The sequence below is a fragment of the Cutibacterium acnes genome, assembly GCF_003030305.1.
Taxonomy (GTDB): domain Bacteria; phylum Actinomycetota; class Actinomycetes; order Propionibacteriales; family Propionibacteriaceae; genus Cutibacterium; species Cutibacterium acnes.
Genome location: NZ_CP023676.1, coordinates 1377164 through 1398741, shown reverse-complemented (window position 1 = coordinate 1398741; position 21578 = coordinate 1377164). Strand labels below are relative to the sequence as shown.

The following is a 21578-nucleotide window of genomic DNA, read 5'->3' as shown; positions in this document are numbered from 1 at the left end:
CTGTGGTACACGTGCGGAACACTCACAATGCCACGGCGGCATGTTGCTGTCGGTCACGACCCTTATGGTGATCGCTGTGAGAACCCGAACGGCAGATGCGATTCTGGCGGCACTGGATCCTGAACAGGTTAAGGTTGCGAAGACCTTCGATGTTCCAGTGTGCGTCATAGCTGGTGCCGGGACAGGTAAAACTCGTGCTGTCACTCATCGCATTGCCTACGGCGCAGTGACAGGCAAGCTTGATCCGCGTCGTACCCTCGCGGTCACTTTTACGACTAAGGCAGCTGGCACGATGAGAGGTCGACTCGCCGATCTGGGGGTTGTTGGTGTGCAGGCTCGCACTATTCATTCTGCGGCGTTGCGGCAGATCAAGTTTTTCTGGCCTCGTGCATATAACTGTGAGTTGCCACCGGTGAGTGATTCTCGTTTCTCGATGGTGGCGGAGACGACCCATCGCATTGGTCTGGGCAATGACAAGGCGCTGCTGCGCGACTTGTCCGCCGAGATCTCGTGGGCGAAGGTCTCAAATGTGCCGACTGATCAATACGCATCCCTGGCTAGGGCGGAAGGCCGGGTGGTGGCGGGAGTTTCGGCAACTGACGTAGGACGCGTCCTCGCTGGATATGAGGCTGTGAAGAGGGAACGCTGCGTCATTGATCTGGACGATATTTTGTTGTGCGCGGTGGGATTGTTGGTTCAGCACCGTGACATCACTGAGGAGATTCGGGCTCGGTACCGACATTTCGTTGTCGACGAATACCAGGACGTTTCTCCGCTGCAGCATAGGTTGCTTGAACTGTGGTTTGGCGATCGAAATGATGTATGCGTCGTGGGAGATCCGCACCAGGCCATTCACTCTTATGCAGGCGCACGAGCTGACTACCTCCTCGACTTCGTTGCCGATCATCCTGGCGCTAAACGCATCGATTTGGTTCGCAACTACCGCTCCACTCCCGAGATCGTTCAGTTGGCCAATGAAGTTCTTGTCAACCGTATGACTCCAGAGGAGGCTTTGGAACATGGCAGGGGAGTCACATTGGTTTCGCGGGGTCGATCCGGTCCCGAGCCCATCTATCAAGCTCTCGGGGACGATGCCTCCGAAGCTTCAGCTGTAGCAATGTGGATTGAATCGCGCCATGCTGCGGGAATCCCATGGTCTGAGATTGCCGTCTTGTACCGGATTAATTCTCAGGCAGCCCAGCTTGAGACCGCGCTGGCCGAGAGGTCCATCCCATATCTTGTGAAGGGGTCTGAGCGCTTCTATGACAGGGGCGAGGTGCGACGCAGCCTTGACGCTTTGGCTCGGCTTGCTGCTGATGAACCAGGTGCGGATCCGCTACGGGCTTTTGATCGGATACTCGCAGCTCAAGGTTGGTCGGCTATTGCGCCCGACGGAGAAGGTGATGTCCGGCAACGGTGGGAATCGTTGCAAGCTTTGCACGACCTGACGGTCTCGGTTGTAGACGACGGGACGAGGACGCTGGAAGAACTGGCAGCCGTGTTCTCCCGTCGGGCGGCCACTCAGGAGGCGCCGGTCGGCGACGGCGTTACCTTGGCAACCTTGCATGCATCTAAGGGGCTCGAATGGGATGTCGTGGCCCTCTATGGCATAAATGACACGATGGTGCCCTTCATCATGGCTGAAGCTCCGGCTGAGGTGGCTTCGGAACGCCGGTTGTTGCATGTTGGCGTAACTCGAGCACGACGAGACCTGTGGGTCTCGTACTCGTGGTCTGGAGGGAACCGGGACCGGCAGGGGATCTCGCGATTTTTGCGCGGCCTCCCTGGGACGGGGGAAACGACCGACAAACCCCCGCGACATCGCCGGAAACGTCGTGCCACGATCACAGTCTGCTCGGTGTGCGGCAAAGCCCTTACGGCGGCCAGAGACCGAAAACTCGGCCATCACCTTGCCTGCGAGGTGGGGGTCGACCCAGTTCTCGTCGAGAGGTTGCGGCAGTGGCGCAGCGAACGCGCGGAAGCCGATCGAGTGCCAGCTTTCGTCATTCTCACGGACGCTACCTTGCTGGGCGTGGCGGAGAAACGACCTAACTCTATGGAAAGTTTATTGCAGGTCCCCGGAATTGGTAGGCGCAAGGCCGATCTTTACGCGGCTGATCTCATCAAGGTGCTGCACGGTTCCTCGGATAACCAACAGTGACATCCAGGCTGGGCTGGCACCTCAATACTGCGTTCGCCGGCAATGGTACGCACGTGGAAGGTTTTCGGTCGACGGGAGACCGTCGAGTCGCGGATAGATAGTGCGGCACGTTCAATTCGATTGACAAGCCACTCGGTGACTGCGGGATCGTACTCCCCCTCCTTCATACTGCGAGCCATCGTCACCCAGTCAGGGTCGCGGGCTGCCATCGCCATGTCAGCACAGTGTTGGCATCCGGGGCTGCCATCGCTGATAGGGCCAAGCACGGCCCAATGATGGCGTCCCCATGCGACGACCGACGGGATCCCCGCGCGATGACATTGCTCGGCCACATCGCGGCCTCCGAGGAGGGTGCGGGGGCAAATAACAACGACATGAACGTCAAGATTGGCATGCCCACTGATGCGACGAAGATCGCGGGTGTTTCCGGGCTCAGGCGTTCTTACCCACGTTGTGATGTCGATGCGACGCGCTGTGAGACCCCGCACCAGATCGTCGGAACAGCCATGATCACTGACGACCGCCACTCGAAGATCGCAGGGCTCGGTGGCTACGCCCGCTTCATATAAGTGATGCGCAACTTTTGCCGGGACTTCGACATGTCCATCGGCGCTTGCCGTCGCGCCGCGCAGTCGGAAAGACCGGCCATCCGGAGCGAGGAGGCGTAACCCGCCTGAAACCGAGACCCAAGGACAATCAAGTTCAACGTGCATGACCTGAGTTTTCCCAGGACCTGGGAGCTTACGTAAGTCCCGGCGAAGAAACGGGCAACACCATGAGGAAAATGGGCAACAACTTGAACCATTCGGACAACATCTCATGCCGTTGGGACAACACGTCGTCAGGACGCTACCGAAGCTGACTGGGAACGATACAGATACATAAAACCCCCGGACCATCACGATGTGCCTTCCCCTGCACATCTGAGATCCGGAGGCTAACGTCAATCTAGGACAGGCTCTAGTTCTCGTCAACTTCGTACGTCCTTTTGCCGAAGTCAGTGGTGTCAAAAGTGTCCTTCTCACCCGGCATGATGGGCGTTATGGCTGACATGGCTGTTCCGGACGAGATCATCGAGGCACGAGATGGTAGACCTGAGATCATCATTCGACGTAGCGCTCGTAGACGTCGCACCTTGAGCGCCAGGATGGAGGGGAGTTCCGTCCTCGTCATGGTGCCCATGGGTATGCGAAAGGCTGACCAGGATCGTCAAGTGATGGAACTGGTGGACAAGGTGACGAAGTCCGATGCTCGTCGGCGACACCATGACAGCAATGACGAACTGACTCGGCGCGCCCTTCGGTTGTGCCAGAAGTATCTCGATCCGCGTGTCAACGACACGGTCGAGCCGGCGTCGGTGCGGTGGGTGTCCAATCAGAACAGCCGCTGGGGTTCATGCACGCCGTCGACCGGTCAGATTAGGCTGTCTGACCGCATGATCGGATTCCCCGACTGGGTCGTTGACCATGTCTTAGCCCACGAGCTTTGCCACCTCGTGGAGGGCCATCACAATCGACGATTTCACGAATTGCTCGCCGGGTTCCCTAACGCCGAACGGGCGGAGGGTTTTCTGACTGGTTTTCAGTGGGCTGTTTCCGGGGAAGCTGATAACACCAGGAACGATCCTGACGATAACCCAGCGGATCAGTCGTCGTGACCGTGATCTCGCAGCAGCTTCTCTAACTCAGCGTCGAGGTCGTCGCCGCCCTCCGAGGGATCTTGGCGATCTCCCGAGACATAGCCCAGTGGATCGTCGAGGTCGGCGGCAGTGGGGACGAGGTCGGGGTGGTTCCACACATGGTCCCGCCCGACTGTTCCTCGGGCCTCGCGCAGCGCTGCCCACAGATTTACGGCATCGCGCACCCGGCGGGGACGTAACTCGAGACCGAGCAAGGACTGGAAGAAGACCTCTGCAGGGCCGGATGTGGCACGGCGACGTCGTACCGCCTCGGCAAGCTGATCGTGACTAGGAAGCCAGGTGCGAGCAACCTGGAAGGTTACCTCGTCAACCCATCCCTCAATAAGTGCCAACAGGGTCTCTAGACGCTGAAGCACGCCATCCTGCTCTGGTGTGCGGGTTGGCTCGAAGAGGCGTCCCCGTAAACGCTCCGACATTTCCTGGGCTTTTTCTGGCGTCAGCTGGGAGAGGTCGTCAATGTCGATGGCATCTTCAATAGCCGAGGAATCGATGCGGATCTCGCGAGCATAATGCTCGACCAGGGCTAGCAGTTGCGGGCCGAGCCAGCTCACCGCGTTGAATAGGCGTTGGCGAGCGGATTCACGCAGTACGAGGTAGAGCTCAACGTCCCTCGGATCGAGGTCTAGGTCGTTCCACGCGGCGGCGATATTGGTGGGGAGGATGACGACTTGGGGTACAGATAGCACCTGTAGGCCAATCTCGCTGCCGGTGACTGTTGAGGTCGACAATTCTGCGAGCCCCTGGGCCAGCTGGGCCCCGTACAGCATCGCTGACATCCTGCGCAGTACCGGGCCCATCATCTGGGTAAGTGCGGCCATCGGATCGTTGGGGCCGCCCGGGGACATCAGCCCGGTCATGGCTTCCGTGAGGGAGAACAGCACTGGCTCGACGACAGACTGCCAGGAGGAGAAGGTATGTTCAATCCACTCTGCACGACTCCAGCACGCTGGCTGGACGTTCACCTGAGCGAACTCGCATTCGCGGTCGAGCCAGCTCTCTGCAAGACGGGACGCATCGAGTAAAACTGTGCGTTCCTGCTGACCTGGCGCCGGGTCAGGGCCATGGGAAGCGGTGATGTGCCTAGCCATGTCTTTGATGTGAGACCAGTCGACTGGTCCATCACTCGGGTTTGTCCCGGGCATGCCAAACCCTACCGAACTACCGGATCCGAACATCTGTGACAACTGTGTCATAAATGAGGTGAGATCACCGCTGACGGGTAGGCCTAACTGCTGCATCATGCGACGCAATTGCTCAGCCATCTCCTCGGGGTCGGGTTGCCCAGGATTCTGGGGTCCGTCGTTCATTCCCGTCTCCGTTCGCTCGTCGTGCGGTCTTAACCAAGTCTAGGGCTGTGGCAGTCGTGGAAAAGTCATCGTTCGCAGCGGCTAACATGACCATCATGTCCGAGCCAACCACGCCCACGTCGCAGGCGCATGACTCTGGCGCGTCCGCCAACGTAATAGCAACGGTCGAGACCGAAATCCGGCAAACGGCGCGCTTTCCTACTCGCTGGACAGCGATCTCGTCTGCCCTCGTCGTGTTGCTATGCGTCTTGGCCTTAATTCTCGTCCCGATCCCGTTCGTGGCGCGGTCTCCCGGCCAGACCGTGAATCTGCTCTCGACGAACGAACGGGGCAAGCCAATGATTCAGGTCGACGGCTTGACCACTCGGCACGGTGAGGGCGAGATGCGGATGACGACCGTCTCTATCACCCGTGCTGATTCACGTCTCAGCATGGCCGAGGCGTTAGTCGCTCATCTGCGCGCGGACCATGACGTACTTCAGCGGGAGGCCATTTACCCGCCGGGACGGTCTCCTCAGCAGGTCGATGCTGATGAGTCGTACATGATGGACACATCAGAGCGTGACGCCGCCGTGGCCGCTTTACGAGCTGCCGGTCAACCTGTCACTGAGATGCCCATGGTCAGTGCTGTCAGTGCCGCAGGTCCGGCGCATGGAAAACTCGCGCCCGGGGATCTCATTGAGAAGGTGGATGGGAAACCAATGGCCTCCGTTCTCGACGTCGGCAAGGCCGTCCGGAAACATACGGTGGGGGACACCGTCGTGTTTGTGGTTCTGCGCAATTCGTCTGTGAAAACCATTGCGGTGACGACAGTTTCGTCAGTAAGTGATCGACGCGCCCCGGCAGTAGGTGTCACTATCGATACGGGCTACCGATATACCCCAACGATCACCTATAACATTCCGGGGGATATCGTCGGTCCATCTGCTGGGCTTGCGATGGCATTGTCGATTTACCAAATGGTGGCCCCGAACGACCTCATCGGTTCACTGCGGATCGCGGGAACTGGCGGCATTTCCCCAGACGGTAACGTTGTTGCTATTGGCGGAATTCAAGAGAAGATCGCGGGAGCTGAGCGCGACGGTGCGAAGATCTTCCTCGTTCCAGCCGGCAACTGCCGCGATATAAGTGGAGTCGAGACTTCCATGAGACTGGTCAAAGTATCGAGTCTTAAGGACGCCATCGCTGCTATCCAGAAAATCCGTGCCGGGGGAACGGGAATACCGCATTGTTGAATGATGAGGACGTGGAGATGACGCAGGATCCCCAGGTCGCACAGGGAGTATCAGAGTCGGCTGATGATGCCTTGATTGCGTGCTTGACTGAGATCGAGAGGTTTGTTGCTTCGTCGAGCTGGGGCGGTCCGCCTCGTCTATTCGCGCTGGTGCGTACCGTCGATCTTGTGAAAGCTGAGCCAGCGCTGGCTGGTCAGCTTGCCATCGGTAGCCATGACAGCTTGTCCAGTATCGAGCAGGACGACTTTCGTCCCGGTGAAGACCTTGCTCAGGCCCTTGCCACCACGACGTGGGGTGATGCTGTGGATGGGGCCGCTATCTGCGTCGAGAGGATATTCTTACCCGATGACTGCGCCGATGAGATACCTCACGATCCGGAAAAAGCTGCGGCGTTTGTAGCTGCTCATCCGAAACGTCAAGAGGTACGAGTGGTGGCCGGGGCGCTTCGCGATGGAAGCCACTACGGTGTCGCCCGTCTCGTCGAGCACCCCGACGAGCTTCTTGGCTCGATTGATCTGGTGCCTGCGCTGGAATCAGCCGTGCTGGAGACCCTGCGCTGACGACTTGGCGCGAAAACTGCCTTCTGGTCGGTAATGTGCGCGGTGGTGCCGCCACATCTAGGAGACGATCATGACGGATCATCAACCAGTCCATGAACAGGTCCGTGTCCAGGACCAGACCGACCACGGGCCACGTCGCACGCCCGGAAGATATCAGCGTTCACCTCGCGGAACGATGAAGTGCCGTCCTGTGATCGTCGCGATCATGCCGGGCATCCCGAAGCCGGTGTTGGAGACGGGTGTCGAATACGCGAAGGCCATGGGCAGCAAAATTGTGTTCGCGCACGTGGCGACGGACCGAGTCTCTAGTCCGTCGAACCCCGACACCAGCCATCCGCTTGACCCGACAGCGCAGCGGATCTCAATGGAAACTGCCAAGTCAGCCATTTATAGCGCTCTCGACGCTTTCATGTCTGACTATCCGGAAGCGGATTGGGAGCTGGTATATCTGTCTGGTTTGCCGGATCAGCAGTTGGCGCATCTAGCTCACACCATCAACGCTGGATGTTTCGTCCTTGGTACCCGTAGGCCCGGGTTCCGCGCTGGCGTTCAGGAGTGGTTGGACGGCTCGGTTGCCGTGCAGTTGGGACGCCGTCAGCTGCGGCCGGTCATCATCGTGCCGCTTCGAGGCGAGGATTGGAAACACCCACTCTGCTCGTGATGGCAGCAGGATCGTGGGCCGCTGTTCGTCGCCATCTCATCGGACGTTCCTTATCTCCAACGGGCTTGCTGCCGGACTGACGTGACGGCTGCGCCTCGCGCATGTTCTTGCACGTCAGGCGTGCTGTGGGGCATGAATCCTCCCTTCGAACATCCGGTTTGAGGCGAGTTCTGGCCAGTTTTGTAGAGTCTGCGACGAATCACATGTGATCCGGACGATCTGAGAAACTCTGGTCGACGTGGCCGCTCAATCTCGTTATTTTCTGAATAAACTGTGCTATCTTACATATTGGAGACGATACCCAAGGAGAAAGCGGTGGGGGAGCACCTACCTTTTGGGGGTATCTCTAGAAATTTTCTTGCTGGAGTGGTGTTATTGCGTATGAGGGTTCAATGTCTACGAATTGACTCATCCTGAAGTCCTTGTTCTGAGTGTTCTGCTCGACACCGTTTGCATCCTATGGGGAGTGGAAAACTATGTGCACCGTGAGTGCGCCCGCATGCGTGGCAGGATTGTCTAAATAATTTGGGAGGATATGTTGGGTTGGATGTGGTCGAAAAGCGTGAAAATCTCCGATGTAAATCCATTGTTTGGATCTCCAGTGTTCCAAGACGCACGTGCAGCCAAGTACTGAAGTTCATCTGCATACCTTTGCCTTCAGTATCACTGGCACGATCACCAACGTCGACCACACCATAACCGCCTAACTCGCCGCCGGAATGAACGGAACCCTCGACGTCAATCAGCTCAACGAACTTATCCCCGCCCTCGTCCTCAAAACTCGCCACCTTCGGCACTAACACCGAGCTGTCTAAGTCAATCTCAGCCGAGGAATGATGCATGGAGCGTCGGGGCCATGAATAGCCACGCCACATCCTGGCCTCGAATACATAAACTCACCAAAAAGCTGAGAGTTCCCATTTCTATTGACATCAACGGGTTATATATGTCTATAACAGAGGCGTCGGTAGCCCGGAATGTACATTACTTCTCCCCGGTTAGCGCCGACGATCTGATCCGCGACTCGATCGAGCAGATGGCCGCGAAACAGAGACGTAAGAACCAACGGTGAAGGCGGTGGCGCGGCCGGCTGCCGCGCCACCGCCTCAGCGAGTAAGGGACAGCGGAATGCTTGAAGACCAGCTCAGACTCCAAGGCCAAACCCACTCTGGGTTCTCGTCATCTCTCCCTACTTTTATCGCGAAGATAAACCGTTGTATCCCCGGCGGCGTCAAGGTAGGCGCTAATAGCCGAGCGCATAATGTCAGCGGGCTTGCGTCCAGTCTTAGTCGCGAGATCATCGAGCCGCGCATCTGTCACAACATCGAGGCGTACTTGGCGGTGCCGCAAGTTGCCTGTTTGACTGCGCCCGGTCCCGGCACGAGTGGTCCGGCCAGCTTCGACATTGGGATATCCAGCCCACGCCAACGCGCGGCGCCCAGCAGCACGAGCAGCTGCGCCACGAAGTATCCGGCCCGGCACGGTCACGGGTGCATCCGACTCAGCCCATGCAGCCAACTCCGCGTCAAGTTCGTCAGTCATTGTTCTTCCTCCTCATTAATTCAAAGGTTTTCTTTCGACACTTCATGTCATGGAAAATTACGAGTGTGTGATCTGACCGCGTGTACCCCATGACCTCAATGGCCACCCCGGACAAGGCAGGCCTAATATGCAGGCTCGGATCACCATGTCTTGGGAATTCTTGACGCCTCGAAATCCTCTTCAACAGTCAGGGCATTGCGCATCTCGTAGAGCACGTCAGCCTCGGTAAAACGGTGTTTTTTAGCGCTCCGCTTAAGGATAATGCGCGCAGTAAATATTGTACGACGCTGTGGGGTCATAAGCCGAGCGTTCGAAAACGACCGTTTTCGGGCGCGTCGAGGGGTGGCGTGTAGTGAGGTCGACCGCTCTGCCGTGCGGGTTGTCGCGCGGTTGGATAAGAGTCTCGGCGTCGGGTGTGGGAGCTCATTTTGGGCTGCGCGGTGTCACGTCAGGATCTCAGTGTATTCAGGGTGATATGACGCCCCATCAGGTGTCTACGGGGTCGTCTTTGCTTTCGGTGCTGGTGATCCGGGGACGAAGTTGCCGTATCGGCGGATCAATTCGTGCTCGTGGTGGATCGGTGATCCCACTGCCCCTGATTACAACCGGTGGCGTCAGGACTGTCGCGCGTTGTCGAAGTCGGACAACGAGCTACGTGGGCCGTCAGTACCGGCAAGCAGCCGTACTGGATTTCAACTATGGCTCGCCGGCGCGTCATGGTGCTGAGTCGGGGGCAGCGATCTTTTTGCATTATGCGACGCGTTACACTGCTGGGTGTGTGAGTATGGACTCACTGTCAAAGCTGACTAACACGCTGCGATGGATTGACCCGGCTCAGAATCCCAAGATCATTATCTTGGGGTGAGATCGTGATTCATGCTGTCGCCTGCATGACTTCCTTGTAGCGCGTGCATGTGAGGTGATGTTAGCTTGCGGCATCGAGGTAGTCGATGAGGGCGGTGCGCATGATGTCGGAGGGGCTGCGCCCGGTCTCGGCCGCTCTCCTGTGCCCATCGTGGCTAGCGAGCGGGGCTGACCGCGGCGTTGATGCCGCGGTCCAGGATCATCCCGCAGACAGTGCACACGCATGTGCGTTCAGACAGGGGCAGCCCCGCCACAGGTTTGGACGAGTGGGAGCGAACCTTGGTGCCGTTCTAGCCGAATTTTCCTGACTCAAACGACTTGATGCGGAGCATCTTTCTTAAATCACCGCACATCGGCCGGACCCAGGGAACCTTTACCAGTGAAGGCATCCCTGGAAGGAAAACACACCGTGACTCCCGTAGCTTTACCGAGCATCGCTGATCTCGACCATGCCGTCAACAACCTCACCGACGCCCTTATCACCGCCACCGACGCCACCGAGACCAGTACCGACAGCGGCTGGTACATCGAAAGCGCCATCGAGGAGCTACGCACCGCCTTGACTGAAGTCGCTTCTCTCAGCCGCGCAGCAGGGGCCCCGGCATCACTGCTGGCCGGCGCATCGCGCGCATGGCAGGCCGGACAGGTCGAACTGATCGAAACCTCAGGACAGGTCGCCGACAACCTCATCGGCTGGCTGGCCGTCCACCCCGAGAAGGCAGCATGAACGGCCCCACCGGAGAAGGAAACAACGGATGCGAAGAAATCCTCGCCTTCATCGTTGTTGGTATCGGAGGGATAGCCCTGCTGAAGAAGATGGCCCCTAAAATCATCGGTCATCTCGGAGCATGGCTTCGCGATCACGGGCTGCTCGGCGTTCCCGGGCAGGGCCTGTTTGATCTTGGGTTGTTGGGGTCGGTTAGTGCTTCCCACCTGGTGGTCGCCGTGGGTGTGCTGATCGTGGTGGGCGCATTGGGGACTTGGTTCGCTGGTTGGGTCTTCGCGAGGGGCAGTCGGGGGTGTAGGTGACTGGTGAGTGGGCCCGGTGTGGTGCCGCGAATAGGTTTTCCCGGTCAGTGCTGGCTAGACACGTGTGGGAAGGCTCCACGGCCGGGCTGTCGCAGGAGGTGTGAGGATCACTCGTCGCCCAGGCTGAGTGCTGTTTTCTCGGCTCGGGTGAGCTGGGAGGGGTCTTCGCGCGGCTGGTCGGCGTGCCTCATAGAGTTGATGGTCTTAGCGCTGCGTTTGTAGAAGGCAGCTCGGGACAATCCGGCAGCCTGGGCGAGGAAGGTCACGGAAAGGCCAGCGTCGGCGGCGTCGCCGAGGATGTCGGTGAGGATGTTCTCGGCGACGCGCAGCTGGTTGGCTTGGTGGTTTCGGGCAGCGAGGGCGTGGTCGACGAGGGCCTGCCAGTTCTCGGGGATCACAGTCACCTTGGTGAGGGTGGTGGGGTCCTCGGGGGTGGTCCATCCGTGTCGGTGGAGTTCGTCGGCCAGTTGGGCTGGTGTGGTCGGGGTCGGGTCGGGGGTCCAGGTGTCGAGGGGAGTCCAGGTCCAGTCGTGGTCGGTGGTGCTCCAGATGCGGACGGTGATCTGGATGTCGGTGTGGGTAAGAACAGCGCGGTATAGACGCACGGGGACTCCTGGTAACTGGCTGCTGGCTGAGCCCTTCGATTCAACCATGTTTGTGTGGGGTCTCATGCGCAGTCGGCTAGCTCGAACAGGGCGGGCTGGAACGTTTCGGCATCCTCGGGCCCGGGCTGGGGCGAGGTAACCGGAGTCTGGGACGAGATAGGCGGGGTGCGGGGGTGGCCGCAGCGGCGGACGGGCTGGCTGATGAGCATGTCGTAGGTGGCCTGGATGCGGGCGGCGGATAGCCGGGTGACGTAGAGGGCCTTGGGGGTGGTGGCCAGGTCGAGGTCGGAACTGGTCAGCCAGCGGCTTAGATGCTCATCGGTCCAGCCGAGGGTGTGCAGGGCTACCAACAGCTCGCGGGATTCGCGGGCCGGGATACGGTCGGTGGACGCTGAGGCGAGATCATCGATGCCGATATCCATCAGGGCGCGAGCATCATTGATGCCGATCCATTCCACGGGTCGACCGTTGCGGCCGAATAGAAGCCGGTGCATGGAGGTGGGGGAGACCCCGGCCAAGGCGGCGACGATACGCCAGGGCATCCCGGAGACGTGCACGAGTCTCCTGGCCCAGGACCGGTAAAGAGGAGCCTCGGCGCGGTCGTCGGGTTTGTGGGTCCGGTCAATGTCAATGTCGCTGGTCATGTCGTTGTACCTCCGTTCACTGATGAAGGGTCCGGTAAGGGGCCTGAATGTGCGGAGGCGTCGCGTGATGCCATCCATCGGTGATGCGGGCGGCCTCGATAAGGGTGTCGAGGAAGCCGGGGTTGTCGGCGACCTGGTCGAGCCAGCGCCGGGCAGTCAGCTCGGCGTCCTTACTGAGAGGACGCACGCGGTGGCCGAGAGTGGGCCCGGTCAAAACGGTGACGTCCCACACCAGCAGCAGGGCCCCGGAAGGAAGGGACCTCATGGGGGACCGGCCGTGTCGGCGCAGTGCGATGCTGGGAGGCTCGCCCCAGAACCGTGCTGGCCCGCTGGGGGAGATGATGGCCACGCGGGGCGTGGTGGAGATGGTTGTGGGTTCGATCATGCCCCAAATGTGTAAATCATGGTTTACACATTTGGGAAGGGGTGAGACCGTGGTGATGGATTTATTGAAAAAGTGGCTGTGGTTCCGCACATCAACCCCGGCTGTGGCACCTTCATCTATGAAGGCGCAGAAGCAAGGAGAGACCATGAGGATCAACGCGACCCGGACCCCGCTGCCGCCGGTGCGAACCATGACCGCCAGCCAGTTGAAGATCGGGGACCTGGTTGCAGGCCACACCGCGGACGGCTCCTACCCGTTCCATGTCGAGAGAGCCGACAGCTACGACGGCATGGTCCACCTCCGTCTGATCGAGATCAGCCACGCTTCGGGACTCACCGATGAGCAGCACCCGGGCATCGAGTCGGTTCATGCTCCCGACGAGCCGGTCATCACTCTCTCGCGCCACTTCGGGGTCTGCTCCGAGTGCGGCAGGCTGTCGCCGTGTCCCGACGAGCTGGCTGAGCGTCGTTTGGAGAAACTATGGCAGGGCGAAGCCGAAGAAGCCGTTCACACATCAGCATGATTCAAGAGTCGTGGGAATTCTCCTTGTCATGGCATCGCAGCGAGATCACCGAGATCATGGCAGGACACCTTCGTTCTGCCTTGCTCATCCCGATCGCAGCAGGCGTGGAAGCCGCGATCATCTGGGCGTTAAGAGACTGGATCATCTGCGGGAACTGGCCTGGTCAGGGTGAGCTGGCCATGATCGGGGCCGCAACGCTCGTCGTCGTCGCGGTGATCATGGTGGCCCTCGAAGCCCACCACTGGCGTACCGCGACATGGCGAAGCTGGCAGACCACACCGGACTGGCATGGCGGAGCCTACGTGGCCCCGCCAGCGCGCCGCCACGGCCCCATGCTCATGTGCGTCCACGCCGTCCCCCACACTCAAGGCCACGGCTCACAGATCCTCACACAAGTCTGCCAATGGGCCGACGAGCACGGTCTCACCCTCGAACTGAAGCCCTCCGGGCCCGCTGCGGAGCGGTTCTATAAGCGGTTTGGTTTCGTTAAGACGTCGCGGCGGGTCATGAGACGTGAGTGCCTGTCTGGGCGGGCGGATCCACACAAAGGCGTCTAGCACACTTGACTTTGCGTCAAATTAAATAGACACTGTGTCTAGCTCATTTGACAGATAGGGGAGGGTGACATGCCCAGCTACCGAACCACCCCAGACGGGAAAGATTATCGTCTGGTCATCACAGTCACCGACGAGGTCACCACGTGCGTCATCGAACGCATCCGAGAGGGGACGTGGGTACCAGTCCAGACCTGGAACACCGACGTCACTGCCCGCACCCGCGCACCTGAGCGACGCCTCAAGATCACCGAGTCCGCCGCCAATCACGGCTGGCAAGTCCCCGCTGATGCATGGGGCCCCATCCGCCACAACCGAATCGTCGTCAAGACCATCCACCCCACAGGGTGGGCCTCCGTAGTGGCTGATGCCACCCGCCGCCGCGACGAAGCTCTAGCCCAGCTGGGAACCATTGACCTGGCCTGGCGTGACGTCCTTGCCGACGCTGCCGCCATCGGCCACCTGCCGGCCACCACCATCGCCGAGGCAGCAGGAGTGTCACGAGGCCGGGTCTACCAACTACGCGAAGAACAACGCGAGCGCATGAACGCCCTCGACGCCGGCCGCTCCCTGGCCCAAAGGAGGAAACCATGAGAGACGACCAGGAGCAGCGCCGTCCCGCCCCACATCGGCCCCCCGACCCCGAAACAGTGTGGCTAGACATCGACACCGCCCGGGGAGTCGACGCGGCCGGAAACGAGATCCTGCCAGTGCTGGGGGGACGACGCACCAAGCACGCGACCCTGTCAGACCTGCTAACAACCGCGCTACACCACAACGCCCGACGCCTGATCGTCTGCGGTAACATCCCCGACCAGCCTCAATCCTGGCTGCTGCCTGACACCCCCGCTCACACCCGCGAGTTCAACCAGGACTGGCACGTGCGGGGCCTGTTCATGCTGTCCGGGCGGCCCGCCCGAGGCCGGTTCACCCACAAAGAAACCGACCGCAACCTCGACATTCTGGTCGCTGATGAATGGTTCCCTGGCCAGACCCTCACCCCAATCCAGGCCCGCTGGGCATGGCGCGAATTAACCCACATCATCGCCACCAGAATCGACCGCGACTGGGCCCTCATGGACCGCCCCGGAGCAGAAGGAATCAACCTCTGGAAGCTACGGACCCCCGAGTCCTATCGCATGGAGCCGATGGACCCCGAACTGGGCGCACTCATCCAACACACCTCCCCTCAGCACCGCTACGAACTATGCGTCGACGACGGCAACCCCGAGGACCGCGAAAAGGGCTGGCGCCCCACCGTGCCTGCCGGCCCTATCCCTAACTTCGTGTACATCGACGGCCGATTCATGTATGCCGGATCAGTGACCGGAGAGATCGGTGCCGCACCCGCCACTCTGCTCAGCGCCACCGAAGCCCGCGACCTGTTCACCAACAACCCCTGGCACCCGGCCCGCTACCACATCCGCTTCACCGTGCCATCCTGGTGGGACGACATCGGCCTACTACCGGTCAAACGCACCAAAGGACGAGCAGGATGGTTTTGGCCCAACGTGCCCGGCACCACCCACGAAACATGGGTCGATACCGCCGAACTGAAACTAGCCATCGACGAAGGCTGGGACACCGAAGCCGGACCAGATGGGCCCATCACCCAGCCCATCGAGTTCCTCGAAGGGATCAAACTGACCAAAGTCGATCCCATCCGAGGATGGGTCAAAACCATCCAAGACATGATCGACATCGCCGAGAAACGCTGGGCAGACAAAAACCCCACCGCCACGACAATCCTCACCTCCGCGTTGAAAAACATGCTGCGCGTGACCATCGGCCAAATGTCGGCCTCCAACCCCGTCACCACCACCGTCGTCTACGACGCCGACGACATCCCCTCCGACATCGAAGGCTTCGACGTCATCCGCAACAAAACCGGTGACACCATCGCCTACCAATACCAAACCGCCCGCCGCCGCCCCGACCCCGACACCTGGCACCCCGAAATCGCCGCCCGCATCTGGGCCCTGTCCCGCGTACGCACCCTCAACACACCCATCGCCGACCCCACCACCGGAAAAAACGCCACAACCAAGGGAGGAGCACTACGCATGAACTCCCGCACCGTGCTGGCTATCCACGGCGACGCCATCTACACCAGCAACGTGCCCCCCTGGGCGCTCCCTGTGGCCCAGGGGGGCGGCGATGACGGCAAGGACGGGCGGCTGCGTGTCAAAGGTGTCTTGCCGGGCCCTTTGGAAGCGCCTCAGACCGGATCGGAGCGGGCTGCTCTATCAGAGCAGGCCGAGCAAGTAGGACTCCCCGAGGAGGCGACCAGTGACTGAGCGTGACAATCGGGCTCAGGACCTGGTGCGCACCCTGTTAGCCGAAGGGTGGAGCCAAGCCGAGATTGCCCGACGAATCGGCCGAGACCCCCGCCTGGTGCGGTTCGTGCTAAAAGGGCTTAAGCCTGGCACCAACCTGGTCGAGGCGTTAACACAGTTGGAGCGGGGCGAGGAGGTTACCCCGCCGCGGCGTCGGCATGATCGCAAAGGCCGGACCGCGAAGGTACGCGGTAAGCGCGGAAAACCATCTCACCGTCCCACCGAACCGGATGCCGAACTCCTGCACCCGAGACGAAGCCGCGCACCACAACAGTCCGACGAGGAGGTGCTGGGCGAGGAACACATTGAAACCCTGCCGAGGAAACGCCGCCACGGCACAACCCCGTCAACGAGTCAGCCCGAGCGCCTCGAACGGCAGATGCGCAAGCGCAACCTGCTGCGTCACGAGGTCACAAACTTGCCCCACCACCGTTCTTCCCACACACTCCAATTCCCTCGCGACAACGAGGATGCGCGAGGACAAGCCTCCGATCTGCTCACCGAGATCCTGTCAGAAGGCCGCGGCCAGCGGATGCACGCGAAACTATGGATCGAAGTCGATGAAGGTGGCCGTCGGGAGCTCCAGATGGTGCGGTTGGGGGATAAGGGCGGCTACGACTGCGGTTTCGCTTTGGAAGACGTGCGGATGTTCCGGGATGCGTTGTCGTGGCTAGAGGACCAGGCGGGTCAGCAGTATGGCAATGTCGCCGATAGGGGTCGGCTAGTCGGTGTAGAAATCGATGTTTGGTGAAAGCCATGATTTTGATGGGCAGACTTAGGCCTGCGAGCTTTGCGTAGGGATTGAGTTTGGGCACCGTACGGGGGTATGCGAGATGCCCAAGAGCATCATGATGCCTATGTATTTTTGTATTTGTGCATCGTGTGGTGGCGGGTTCGCCTCTCTCCCGCCGTCCTCGATGCTGGTGTGGTCTTGGTGAGGGTACAGTGCTAAGTGTCAATCTGGTAATGGATTGATGCCCCGGATGATCTGGGGAAGCTGACGAAAGTCGGAGCATCAGACCGTGTGGGGCAGTTTCAGGTTCCGTTGTGGATTCACGGACATCGGTGCCAAGGTGCCAATGCCGTCTGCGAGCCCCCCGGAACGCTTCTGTGAAGGAGCGATATGGCATCAACAATGGTACGTAAGCTTGTGTCGGAACTGGTGGTAGCGGCGGATCGGTTTTGTAAACCTATCCTGCAGGCCTTGTTCGACGTAGTGATCAACGACGGTCTCTTGGCTCCCAAGGGGGGATGATCCGGACACCGCCCATGCCTACCGCATCTGTGCTTCTGCGGTCATCAGTTAAGTATGGACAAGGATCGGAAGAGCATGATCTGTCAGGCATTGCCAATGCGATGGGTTCCATCCCGCGCCCCCCAAAAAAGAGATAGTGCAGGTCCAGGGCTGTCGAGAGTCATCGTTGGTGCCTCGACAGACATCGCTGTAGTCGCCCATAATTTATCGGTTATAGAAGTCGGTCGATCTGCAAATTTCAATAGTCGTGATGCGGAACTATGAGATATCTTTCCCTAAGGTAAAATTGAAGAAAGTTTTCCTTATTCGTAGTAAACATACTAGAAACTGTCTTACTCAATGAAAAAGTGGTCCGAGTCATAGATCGGATATCTCAAGACCAGGTTGCCATTAATAGTGCATTGAGAGTTGATGAAATTGATGAAAATTAGTAGTAGCTGTGAGTTATCATCGTATCTTCCGCTAAACCAACTCGTATGGCATGAGGAATGTGAGACTTTGCGTCTCAAGCGTCTTACAAAATTGCTAGAACATGAAGCATTACGAGAAAGCATCCACGTAGCCCAAGGGGAACCTTACATCATCCTTGATGGAGCCCACAGGTGTCGAGCAGCTTTTTATTTAGGATTCGATTCCATACCAGCACATGTTGTCCCGATGGCTCCAGAGCAATCCGTATCTGGTTGGGTACATGTCTATAATACTCGGAAATTTTCTTTCATGCCACCATTGGTGCATGGGGAGGATCGGGGATCCACTATCGCTATTTTACACGATGGTGACTTGCGACAAGAAGTCCATTCGAAGAGCGATTTGGCCTCGGATCTATTTTATGCTTATTGGGATCTTGCGGAGCTCTTGGGTGGATTTTATTATCGACGTTCAGCGGATGTACCTGCTCAAGGACAGTCTGTGGAATGGGTTCTTCCTTCATGGGGGGCTATAGCCAAGATAGCTACTAATTACGGGCCACTACCAGCAGGTATAACTCGTTTCGGATCAGTTTTTTTCAAAAAGTGCCCACGATGCATTGCTGAGCGCGAAAAATCTATCATGAGTGATCCAGTACTTGATCGTGACGAGGTGAAGAGCCTAGCTGTCATGAAGGATTGAAAGAGATATTTAAGCCGCATCTCTCCTGGTGAGATATGATCTCTGTTAATGCTTTTCTCGAGGCGACTTGGAATTTTGATAATTACAAAATGATCTTAACTAAGATTGGGCAACCAACGAAGTTGCTCTTGAGGTTCTTCTGAACAGTGAGATGGTGGCAGTCCATCTAGTAATTCTTGCCCGCTGACGCAAGAGATGACGACTTCCTCGCCGTGGCCACAGACAGAGATCACATGCGAGTTATCGGCATCGCACCAACTATAAAACTGAATACCGTCTGTCATCCCTTCAGCTGGCGACAGCAAGGTTTGATCTATTACTGAAAAAGAATCTAACTGAACAGTGAGACCCAACCCCAGATATTTGAGGTATGCCTCCTTCCGTGTCCAGATCATCGCTCGAGCGATGGAGAGGGGAGCCGTAGCGGTTGTCCGCAAGGCCTCCACTTCTTCCACTGAAAAATCGTTCGAGACTACCGCTAAACCTGGCTCAGCGACTGCCTCGACGTCTACGCCTACAGGATGTGGGCTTGTGGCACAGACAATCCACTTCCCATCGTGCGACAAGTTGAACTTAGGACCATCGCAGTTTGCTAGTAGCGGCTTCCCGAAAGCGTTCTTCGATACCTCTGACTGTACTGGCACCTTGTAATCAAGCTTCAATGAATAGGCCCGGAGTTCGTCAGCTATGAGGCAGCGCAAGCAGTCATCGATTCGCACGTATCTTCGTGCTCTATCTCGTCGTTCAGGACTAGCTCTTTCCATCAGCTGTGGCAAGGCACTCTTGGGGAATGTATCGAGTGACACACGAGAGATGTAGATCAATTTTTGGTCCTCTCTTTTATGTGGTCCTATAAGGAGATAGACTAGCTCATGAAGTAGGTGACAAGTTACTTCAGCGTGTATCACTAGGGAGGTCACGCATATGTGTTGTTGTCTCTGTCATTCTATCAACGCCATTCGTAGGCAGGATCAACATGATCAAGATCCGTAACTTCTTGCCTAAACCTCTTCTAATAACGCCCATAGCCTGTACAAGACTCCTCATTATAATTTGCTTGTATGTTATGAAAACTTCCGATGGCATGTCATGCGCAGTAGGAGCACATAAATGATTGCAGGATCTATTGAAGAACTAGATGAAAACTCTCAATTTGTCCGCTTGAAAAATTCATTTCCTAAACATGATGTTTACGCAAAATTAGAAGGTTTAAACACTGCTGGTTCCGTAAAACTCAAGACGGCTATTGCACTCGTCGATAGCTTAGAAAAGCTTCATGGTCTTCAGCCAGGAGGTTGGGTCGTAGAGTCTTCTTCTGGGAGTTTAGGCATAGCACTTTCCGGTGTATGTGCGCGCCGAGGATACAAATTAACAATTGTTACAGATGTGAATGCAAATTCAAGGTCGATTTCGCATATGCGTGCACTGGGCGCGGAAGTGGAAGTTGTTCAATCATTGGATGCAGCGGGCGGATTTCTTGGGACGCGACTTGCTAGAGTTCGCGAATTAGTAGAGATGCCAGGAGGGCCTTTATGGACAAACCAGTACGAAAATGTAGCCAATCCTGAGGTTCATTCCAAGAAGACATATAGAGCGATCGTCGAAGAGTTAGGAGATCCTGATTACCTATTTGTAGGTGCTGGTACCACTGGCACGCTTATGGGTGTATCTAGGGCTGTCATGAAGCGTGGTTCATGCACCAAAGTTTGTGCTATTGATAGCACTGGTTCAGTGACTTTCGGAGGAGCTCCTTCGCGGCGATATATCCCTGGTCTAGGCGCTAGTGTAAAGCCACCAATCTTTGACGAAAAATTTCCTCTAAAACGGTATTATATTGATGAAATCGATACCGTGAGACAGTGCCGACGCATTGCGCAGGTAGAAGGATTTTTACCGGGCGGATCGACTGGCACTGTGCTAGCAGCTTTTGATGCTCTTCGAGATAAAATTCCCGAGGGAAGCCGCGTTGTCATTATTGCGCCGGATCTTGGTGAAAGGTATCTGGATGGAGTATATAACGACGATTGGGTTATGGAAAACTTTGGGGAATCAGCATTTAATTATGCCATTCGTCCTGTTGCGCACGAAGTGAAAGAAACGGAAGGTATTTAAATGACGAAATATGGTGAAATGCTAATTATAGACGCCAAGCTTGTCGAAACATTTTTAAAAGGCAGAGAGTCGTTTCTCATCGATCTTGTTGAACGTGTTTATCGAGCACATCACGCTGGAAATACAGTATGTCCCGATAGTTATTTTCTTCGGTTTCCAGATACTCCACGAGATCGTATCATAGCGTTGCCATCTTATATCAATGATCAAACCTGTGTGTCGGGAATTAAATGGATTTCTAGCTTTCCTGAGAATGTTGATCATGGGCTACAAAGAGCTTCAGCAGTCATCGTGCTAAATAACACAGATAACGGCTATGCTTATGCGTTCATCGAGGCCAGCCGCATTAGTGCGGCTCGTACAGCTGCCTCGGCTGCGCTTGCAGTTCGAGTTCTTCACGGTGCTCCTACGAGTATCGGTGTAGTAGGCAGTGGCCCTATCGCACAGACAACTTTACATTTTATTAAGTCGCTATACACGACAGCGGTTCCAGTGAAAATTCACGACTTAAATAGTGAATTAGTCGCACGTATAGTCACTCGCCACGGCCCCGAGTGTTCGGTAGCCAGTTTAGAAGAAGCTCTTGGCTGTGATCTCGTGCTATTAGCCACCAGCGCCGGAACTCCTTATGTGCCGATGAGTGTACGTTTCCAACCGAACCAGCTCGTTCTCAATATCTCGCTTCGTGATTTACACCCTGAGACCATTCGAACGGCTAATAACGTGTTTGATGATGTTGAACATTGCCTGAAGGCAAACACTACACCCCACCTCCTCGAAAAATTGAACGGAAATCGAAATTTCATCACAGGCACACTGGCGGAATTCATATGCTCTGAGAAGCAGCTTGACCCTGATCATCCAACCGTATTCTCTCCTTTTGGTTTAGGAATTTTGGACCTTGCTGTTGCTCAAAGCTTGTACGAGCACGTTCAAATATCCGGCGATGGATTACGTGTTCCAGACTTTCACGGAGACATGAAACGGTGAATA

Annotated in this window: 26 protein-coding genes; 17 read left to right on the top strand and 9 right to left on the bottom strand. The window is 57.3% G+C overall.

What is annotated here, in order from left to right; genetic code table 11:
* Positions 1-40: 40 nt before the first annotated feature.
* Positions 41-2161, top strand: a complete 2121-nt coding sequence (locus CPA42_RS07060) for an ATP-dependent DNA helicase UvrD2 (RefSeq protein WP_002516423.1) — start codon at positions 41-43, stop codon at positions 2159-2161.
* On the opposite strand, the gene CPA42_RS07055 is transcribed toward CPA42_RS07060, so the two are convergent.
* Positions 2107-3063 (bottom strand): hypothetical protein, encoded by a 957-nt coding sequence (locus CPA42_RS07055; RefSeq protein ID WP_002519439.1) that lies wholly within the window; start codon positions 3061-3063, stop codon positions 2107-2109. The genes CPA42_RS07060 and CPA42_RS07055 overlap by 55 nt on opposite strands.
* A gap of 128 nt (positions 3064-3191) precedes the next feature.
* On the opposite strand from CPA42_RS07055, the gene CPA42_RS07050 reads away from it, so the two are divergent.
* Positions 3192-3818: a M48 metallopeptidase family protein gene (locus tag CPA42_RS07050; RefSeq protein WP_002519440.1), complete on the top strand. Its 627-nt coding sequence runs from the start codon at positions 3192-3194 to the stop codon at positions 3816-3818.
* On the opposite strand, the gene CPA42_RS07045 is transcribed toward CPA42_RS07050, so the two are convergent.
* Positions 3806-5167: a zinc-dependent metalloprotease gene (locus CPA42_RS07045; RefSeq protein WP_002516387.1), complete on the bottom strand. Its 1362-nt coding sequence runs from the start codon at positions 5165-5167 to the stop codon at positions 3806-3808. The genes CPA42_RS07050 and CPA42_RS07045 overlap by 13 nt on opposite strands.
* 86 nt (positions 5168-5253) lie before the next feature.
* On the opposite strand from CPA42_RS07045, the gene CPA42_RS07040 reads away from it, so the two are divergent.
* The 3 genes from CPA42_RS07040 (at position 5254) to CPA42_RS07030 (ending at position 7623) form a co-directional block, all read left to right on the top strand.
* On the top strand, positions 5254-6402 hold the full coding sequence (locus CPA42_RS07040) for a YlbL family protein (RefSeq protein WP_002519441.1): 1149 nt from the start codon (positions 5254-5256) through the stop codon (positions 6400-6402).
* Positions 6399-6962 carry a PPA1309 family protein gene (locus CPA42_RS07035; protein WP_002513396.1) on the top strand — a complete coding sequence of 188 codons (564 nt, stop codon included), beginning with the start codon at positions 6399-6401 and terminating at the stop codon, positions 6960-6962. Before CPA42_RS07040 ends, CPA42_RS07035 begins: the two co-directional genes overlap by 4 nt.
* 175 nt (positions 6963-7137) lie before the next feature.
* Positions 7138-7623 (top strand): universal stress protein, encoded by a 486-nt coding sequence (locus CPA42_RS07030; protein WP_002519443.1) that lies wholly within the window; start codon positions 7138-7140, stop codon positions 7621-7623.
* A 389-nt stretch (positions 7624-8012) separates the two neighbouring features.
* Here the strand turns inward: CPA42_RS07030 and CPA42_RS07025 are convergent, their stop codons facing one another.
* Positions 8013-8465 (bottom strand): hypothetical protein, encoded by a 453-nt coding sequence (locus CPA42_RS07025; RefSeq protein ID WP_002519444.1) that lies wholly within the window; start codon positions 8463-8465, stop codon positions 8013-8015.
* A 14-nt stretch (positions 8466-8479) separates the two neighbouring features.
* Here CPA42_RS07025 and CPA42_RS07020 point away from each other — a divergent pair, with 14 nt between their 5' ends.
* Positions 8480-8695 carry a hypothetical protein gene (locus CPA42_RS07020; RefSeq protein WP_002519445.1) on the top strand — a complete coding sequence of 72 codons (216 nt, stop codon included), beginning with the start codon at positions 8480-8482 and terminating at the stop codon, positions 8693-8695.
* Positions 8696-8802: 107 nt separating this feature from the next.
* On the opposite strand, the gene CPA42_RS07015 is transcribed toward CPA42_RS07020, so the two are convergent.
* Positions 8803-9165, bottom strand: a complete 363-nt coding sequence (locus CPA42_RS07015; protein WP_002516397.1) for a ribbon-helix-helix domain-containing protein — start codon at positions 9163-9165, stop codon at positions 8803-8805.
* 140 nt (positions 9166-9305) lie between these two features.
* A complete protein-coding gene (locus tag CPA42_RS07010) occupies positions 9306-9464 on the bottom strand; it encodes a hypothetical protein (protein WP_002516405.1) in 159 nt (52 codons plus the stop codon).
* 669 nt (positions 9465-10133) lie between these two features.
* On the opposite strand from CPA42_RS07010, the gene CPA42_RS13565 reads away from it, so the two are divergent.
* From CPA42_RS13565 to CPA42_RS13185, 3 genes are all read left to right on the top strand, one after another.
* Positions 10134-10337, top strand: coding sequence for a hypothetical protein (locus CPA42_RS13565; RefSeq protein WP_002519446.1), 204 nt, complete (start codon positions 10134-10136; stop codon positions 10335-10337).
* A 101-nt stretch (positions 10338-10438) separates the two neighbouring features.
* Positions 10439-10756: an IolC protein gene (locus CPA42_RS13560; protein WP_002513401.1), complete on the top strand. Its 318-nt coding sequence runs from the start codon at positions 10439-10441 to the stop codon at positions 10754-10756.
* Positions 10753-11058, top strand: a complete 306-nt coding sequence (locus tag CPA42_RS13185; RefSeq protein WP_002516396.1) for a hypothetical protein — start codon at positions 10753-10755, stop codon at positions 11056-11058. The genes CPA42_RS13560 and CPA42_RS13185 overlap by 4 nt, the downstream gene beginning before the upstream one ends.
* A gap of 107 nt (positions 11059-11165) precedes the next feature.
* Here CPA42_RS13185 and CPA42_RS06985 read toward each other — a convergent pair whose 3' ends face one another.
* Genes CPA42_RS06985 through CPA42_RS06975 form a run of 3 tightly spaced genes read right to left on the bottom strand, consistent with a single transcriptional unit; the run spans position 11166 to position 12572 of the window.
* Complete coding sequence (locus CPA42_RS06985; protein WP_002519448.1) at positions 11166-11711, bottom strand: hypothetical protein; 546 nt, start codon at positions 11709-11711, stop codon at positions 11166-11168.
* A 14-nt stretch (positions 11712-11725) separates the two neighbouring features.
* A complete protein-coding gene (locus CPA42_RS06980) occupies positions 11726-12307 on the bottom strand; it encodes a hypothetical protein (RefSeq protein WP_002513404.1) in 582 nt (193 codons plus the stop codon).
* 16 nt (positions 12308-12323) lie between these two features.
* Positions 12324-12572 carry a hypothetical protein gene (locus CPA42_RS06975; RefSeq protein ID WP_002513405.1) on the bottom strand — a complete coding sequence of 83 codons (249 nt, stop codon included), beginning with the start codon at positions 12570-12572 and terminating at the stop codon, positions 12324-12326.
* Between the two features lie 28 nt (positions 12573-12600).
* Between CPA42_RS06975 and CPA42_RS06970 the strand changes: the two genes are divergently transcribed.
* The 6 genes from CPA42_RS06970 (at position 12601) to CPA42_RS13555 (ending at position 18473) form a co-directional block, all read left to right on the top strand.
* Positions 12601-13215 (top strand): hypothetical protein, encoded by a 615-nt coding sequence (locus CPA42_RS06970; RefSeq protein ID WP_002519659.1) that lies wholly within the window; start codon positions 12601-12603, stop codon positions 13213-13215.
* Positions 13212-13772 (top strand): GNAT family N-acetyltransferase, encoded by a 561-nt coding sequence (locus tag CPA42_RS06965; RefSeq protein ID WP_002516567.1) that lies wholly within the window; start codon positions 13212-13214, stop codon positions 13770-13772. Before CPA42_RS06970 ends, CPA42_RS06965 begins: the two co-directional genes overlap by 4 nt.
* 69 nt (positions 13773-13841) lie before the next feature.
* Entirely contained in the window at positions 13842-14363 is a 522-nt protein-coding gene (locus tag CPA42_RS06960; protein ID WP_002513409.1) for a hypothetical protein, read from the top strand.
* On the top strand, positions 14360-16066 hold the full coding sequence (locus CPA42_RS06955) for a hypothetical protein (RefSeq protein ID WP_002519377.1): 1707 nt from the start codon (positions 14360-14362) through the stop codon (positions 16064-16066). Before CPA42_RS06960 ends, CPA42_RS06955 begins: the two co-directional genes overlap by 4 nt.
* Positions 16059-16856 (top strand): helix-turn-helix domain-containing protein, encoded by a 798-nt coding sequence (locus CPA42_RS06950; RefSeq protein WP_002516565.1) that lies wholly within the window; start codon positions 16059-16061, stop codon positions 16854-16856. The genes CPA42_RS06955 and CPA42_RS06950 overlap by 8 nt, the downstream gene beginning before the upstream one ends.
* Before the next feature lie 924 nt (positions 16857-17780).
* Positions 17781-18473 carry a ParB N-terminal domain-containing protein gene (locus CPA42_RS13555; protein WP_002522300.1) on the top strand — a complete coding sequence of 231 codons (693 nt, stop codon included), beginning with the start codon at positions 17781-17783 and terminating at the stop codon, positions 18471-18473.
* Between the two features lie 95 nt (positions 18474-18568).
* Here the strand turns inward: CPA42_RS13555 and CPA42_RS06935 are convergent, their stop codons facing one another.
* The gene (locus CPA42_RS06935; protein WP_002516566.1) at positions 18569-19393 is read right to left on the bottom strand and encodes a 4'-phosphopantetheinyl transferase family protein; all 825 of its coding nucleotides are present in this window, start codon (positions 19391-19393) and stop codon (positions 18569-18571) included.
* A 190-nt stretch (positions 19394-19583) separates the two neighbouring features.
* Here CPA42_RS06935 and sbnA point away from each other — a divergent pair, with 190 nt between their 5' ends.
* Positions 19584-20585, top strand: a complete 1002-nt coding sequence (gene sbnA, locus CPA42_RS06930) for a 2,3-diaminopropionate biosynthesis protein SbnA (RefSeq protein ID WP_002513414.1) — start codon at positions 19584-19586, stop codon at positions 20583-20585.
* A complete protein-coding gene (sbnB, locus tag CPA42_RS06925; RefSeq protein WP_002516564.1) occupies positions 20586-21575 on the top strand; it encodes a 2,3-diaminopropionate biosynthesis protein SbnB in 990 nt (329 codons plus the stop codon). It begins immediately after the preceding gene.
* The last annotated feature ends 3 nt before the right edge of the window (positions 21576-21578 follow it).

What these genes read in the sequence shown, in the direction of transcription:
- CPA42_RS07060 (WP_002516423.1), top strand. Translation starts at nt 41, where the DNA reads ATGTTGCTGTCGGTCACGACCCTTATGGTGATCGCTGTGAGAACCCGA.
- CPA42_RS07050 (WP_002519440.1), top strand. Translation starts at nt 3,192, where the DNA reads ATGATGGGCGTTATGGCTGACATGGCTGTTCCGGACGAGATCATCGAG.
- CPA42_RS07045 (WP_002516387.1), bottom strand. Translation starts at nt 5,167, where the DNA reads ATGAACGACGGACCCCAGAATCCTGGGCAACCCGACCCCGAGGAGATG.
- CPA42_RS07040 (WP_002519441.1), top strand. Translation starts at nt 5,254, where the DNA reads ATGACCATCATGTCCGAGCCAACCACGCCCACGTCGCAGGCGCATGAC.
- CPA42_RS07030 (WP_002519443.1), top strand. Translation starts at nt 7,138, where the DNA reads ATGAAGTGCCGTCCTGTGATCGTCGCGATCATGCCGGGCATCCCGAAG.
- CPA42_RS07025 (WP_002519444.1), bottom strand. Translation starts at nt 8,465, where the DNA reads ATGCATCATTCCTCGGCTGAGATTGACTTAGACAGCTCGGTGTTAGTG.
- CPA42_RS07020 (WP_002519445.1), top strand. Translation starts at nt 8,480, where the DNA reads ATGAATAGCCACGCCACATCCTGGCCTCGAATACATAAACTCACCAAA.
- CPA42_RS07015 (WP_002516397.1), bottom strand. Translation starts at nt 9,165, where the DNA reads ATGACTGACGAACTTGACGCGGAGTTGGCTGCATGGGCTGAGTCGGAT.
- CPA42_RS07010 (WP_002516405.1), bottom strand. Translation starts at nt 9,464, where the DNA reads ATGACCCCACAGCGTCGTACAATATTTACTGCGCGCATTATCCTTAAG.
- CPA42_RS13565 (WP_002519446.1), top strand. Translation starts at nt 10,134, where the DNA reads ATGTCGGAGGGGCTGCGCCCGGTCTCGGCCGCTCTCCTGTGCCCATCG.
- CPA42_RS13185 (WP_002516396.1), top strand. Translation starts at nt 10,753, where the DNA reads ATGAACGGCCCCACCGGAGAAGGAAACAACGGATGCGAAGAAATCCTC.
- CPA42_RS06985 (WP_002519448.1), bottom strand. Translation starts at nt 11,711, where the DNA reads ATGGTTGAATCGAAGGGCTCAGCCAGCAGCCAGTTACCAGGAGTCCCC.
- CPA42_RS06980 (WP_002513404.1), bottom strand. Translation starts at nt 12,307, where the DNA reads ATGACCAGCGACATTGACATTGACCGGACCCACAAACCCGACGACCGC.
- CPA42_RS06975 (WP_002513405.1), bottom strand. Translation starts at nt 12,572, where the DNA reads ATGAGGTCCCTTCCTTCCGGGGCCCTGCTGCTGGTGTGGGACGTCACC.
- CPA42_RS06970 (WP_002519659.1), top strand. Translation starts at nt 12,601, where the DNA reads ATGCTGGGAGGCTCGCCCCAGAACCGTGCTGGCCCGCTGGGGGAGATG.
- CPA42_RS06965 (WP_002516567.1), top strand. Translation starts at nt 13,212, where the DNA reads ATGATTCAAGAGTCGTGGGAATTCTCCTTGTCATGGCATCGCAGCGAG.
- CPA42_RS06960 (WP_002513409.1), top strand. Translation starts at nt 13,842, where the DNA reads ATGCCCAGCTACCGAACCACCCCAGACGGGAAAGATTATCGTCTGGTC.
- CPA42_RS06955 (WP_002519377.1), top strand. Translation starts at nt 14,360, where the DNA reads ATGAGAGACGACCAGGAGCAGCGCCGTCCCGCCCCACATCGGCCCCCC.
- CPA42_RS13555 (WP_002522300.1), top strand. Translation starts at nt 17,781, where the DNA reads ATGAAAATTAGTAGTAGCTGTGAGTTATCATCGTATCTTCCGCTAAAC.
- sbnA (WP_002513414.1), top strand. Translation starts at nt 19,584, where the DNA reads ATGATTGCAGGATCTATTGAAGAACTAGATGAAAACTCTCAATTTGTC.
- sbnB (WP_002516564.1), top strand. Translation starts at nt 20,586, where the DNA reads ATGACGAAATATGGTGAAATGCTAATTATAGACGCCAAGCTTGTCGAA.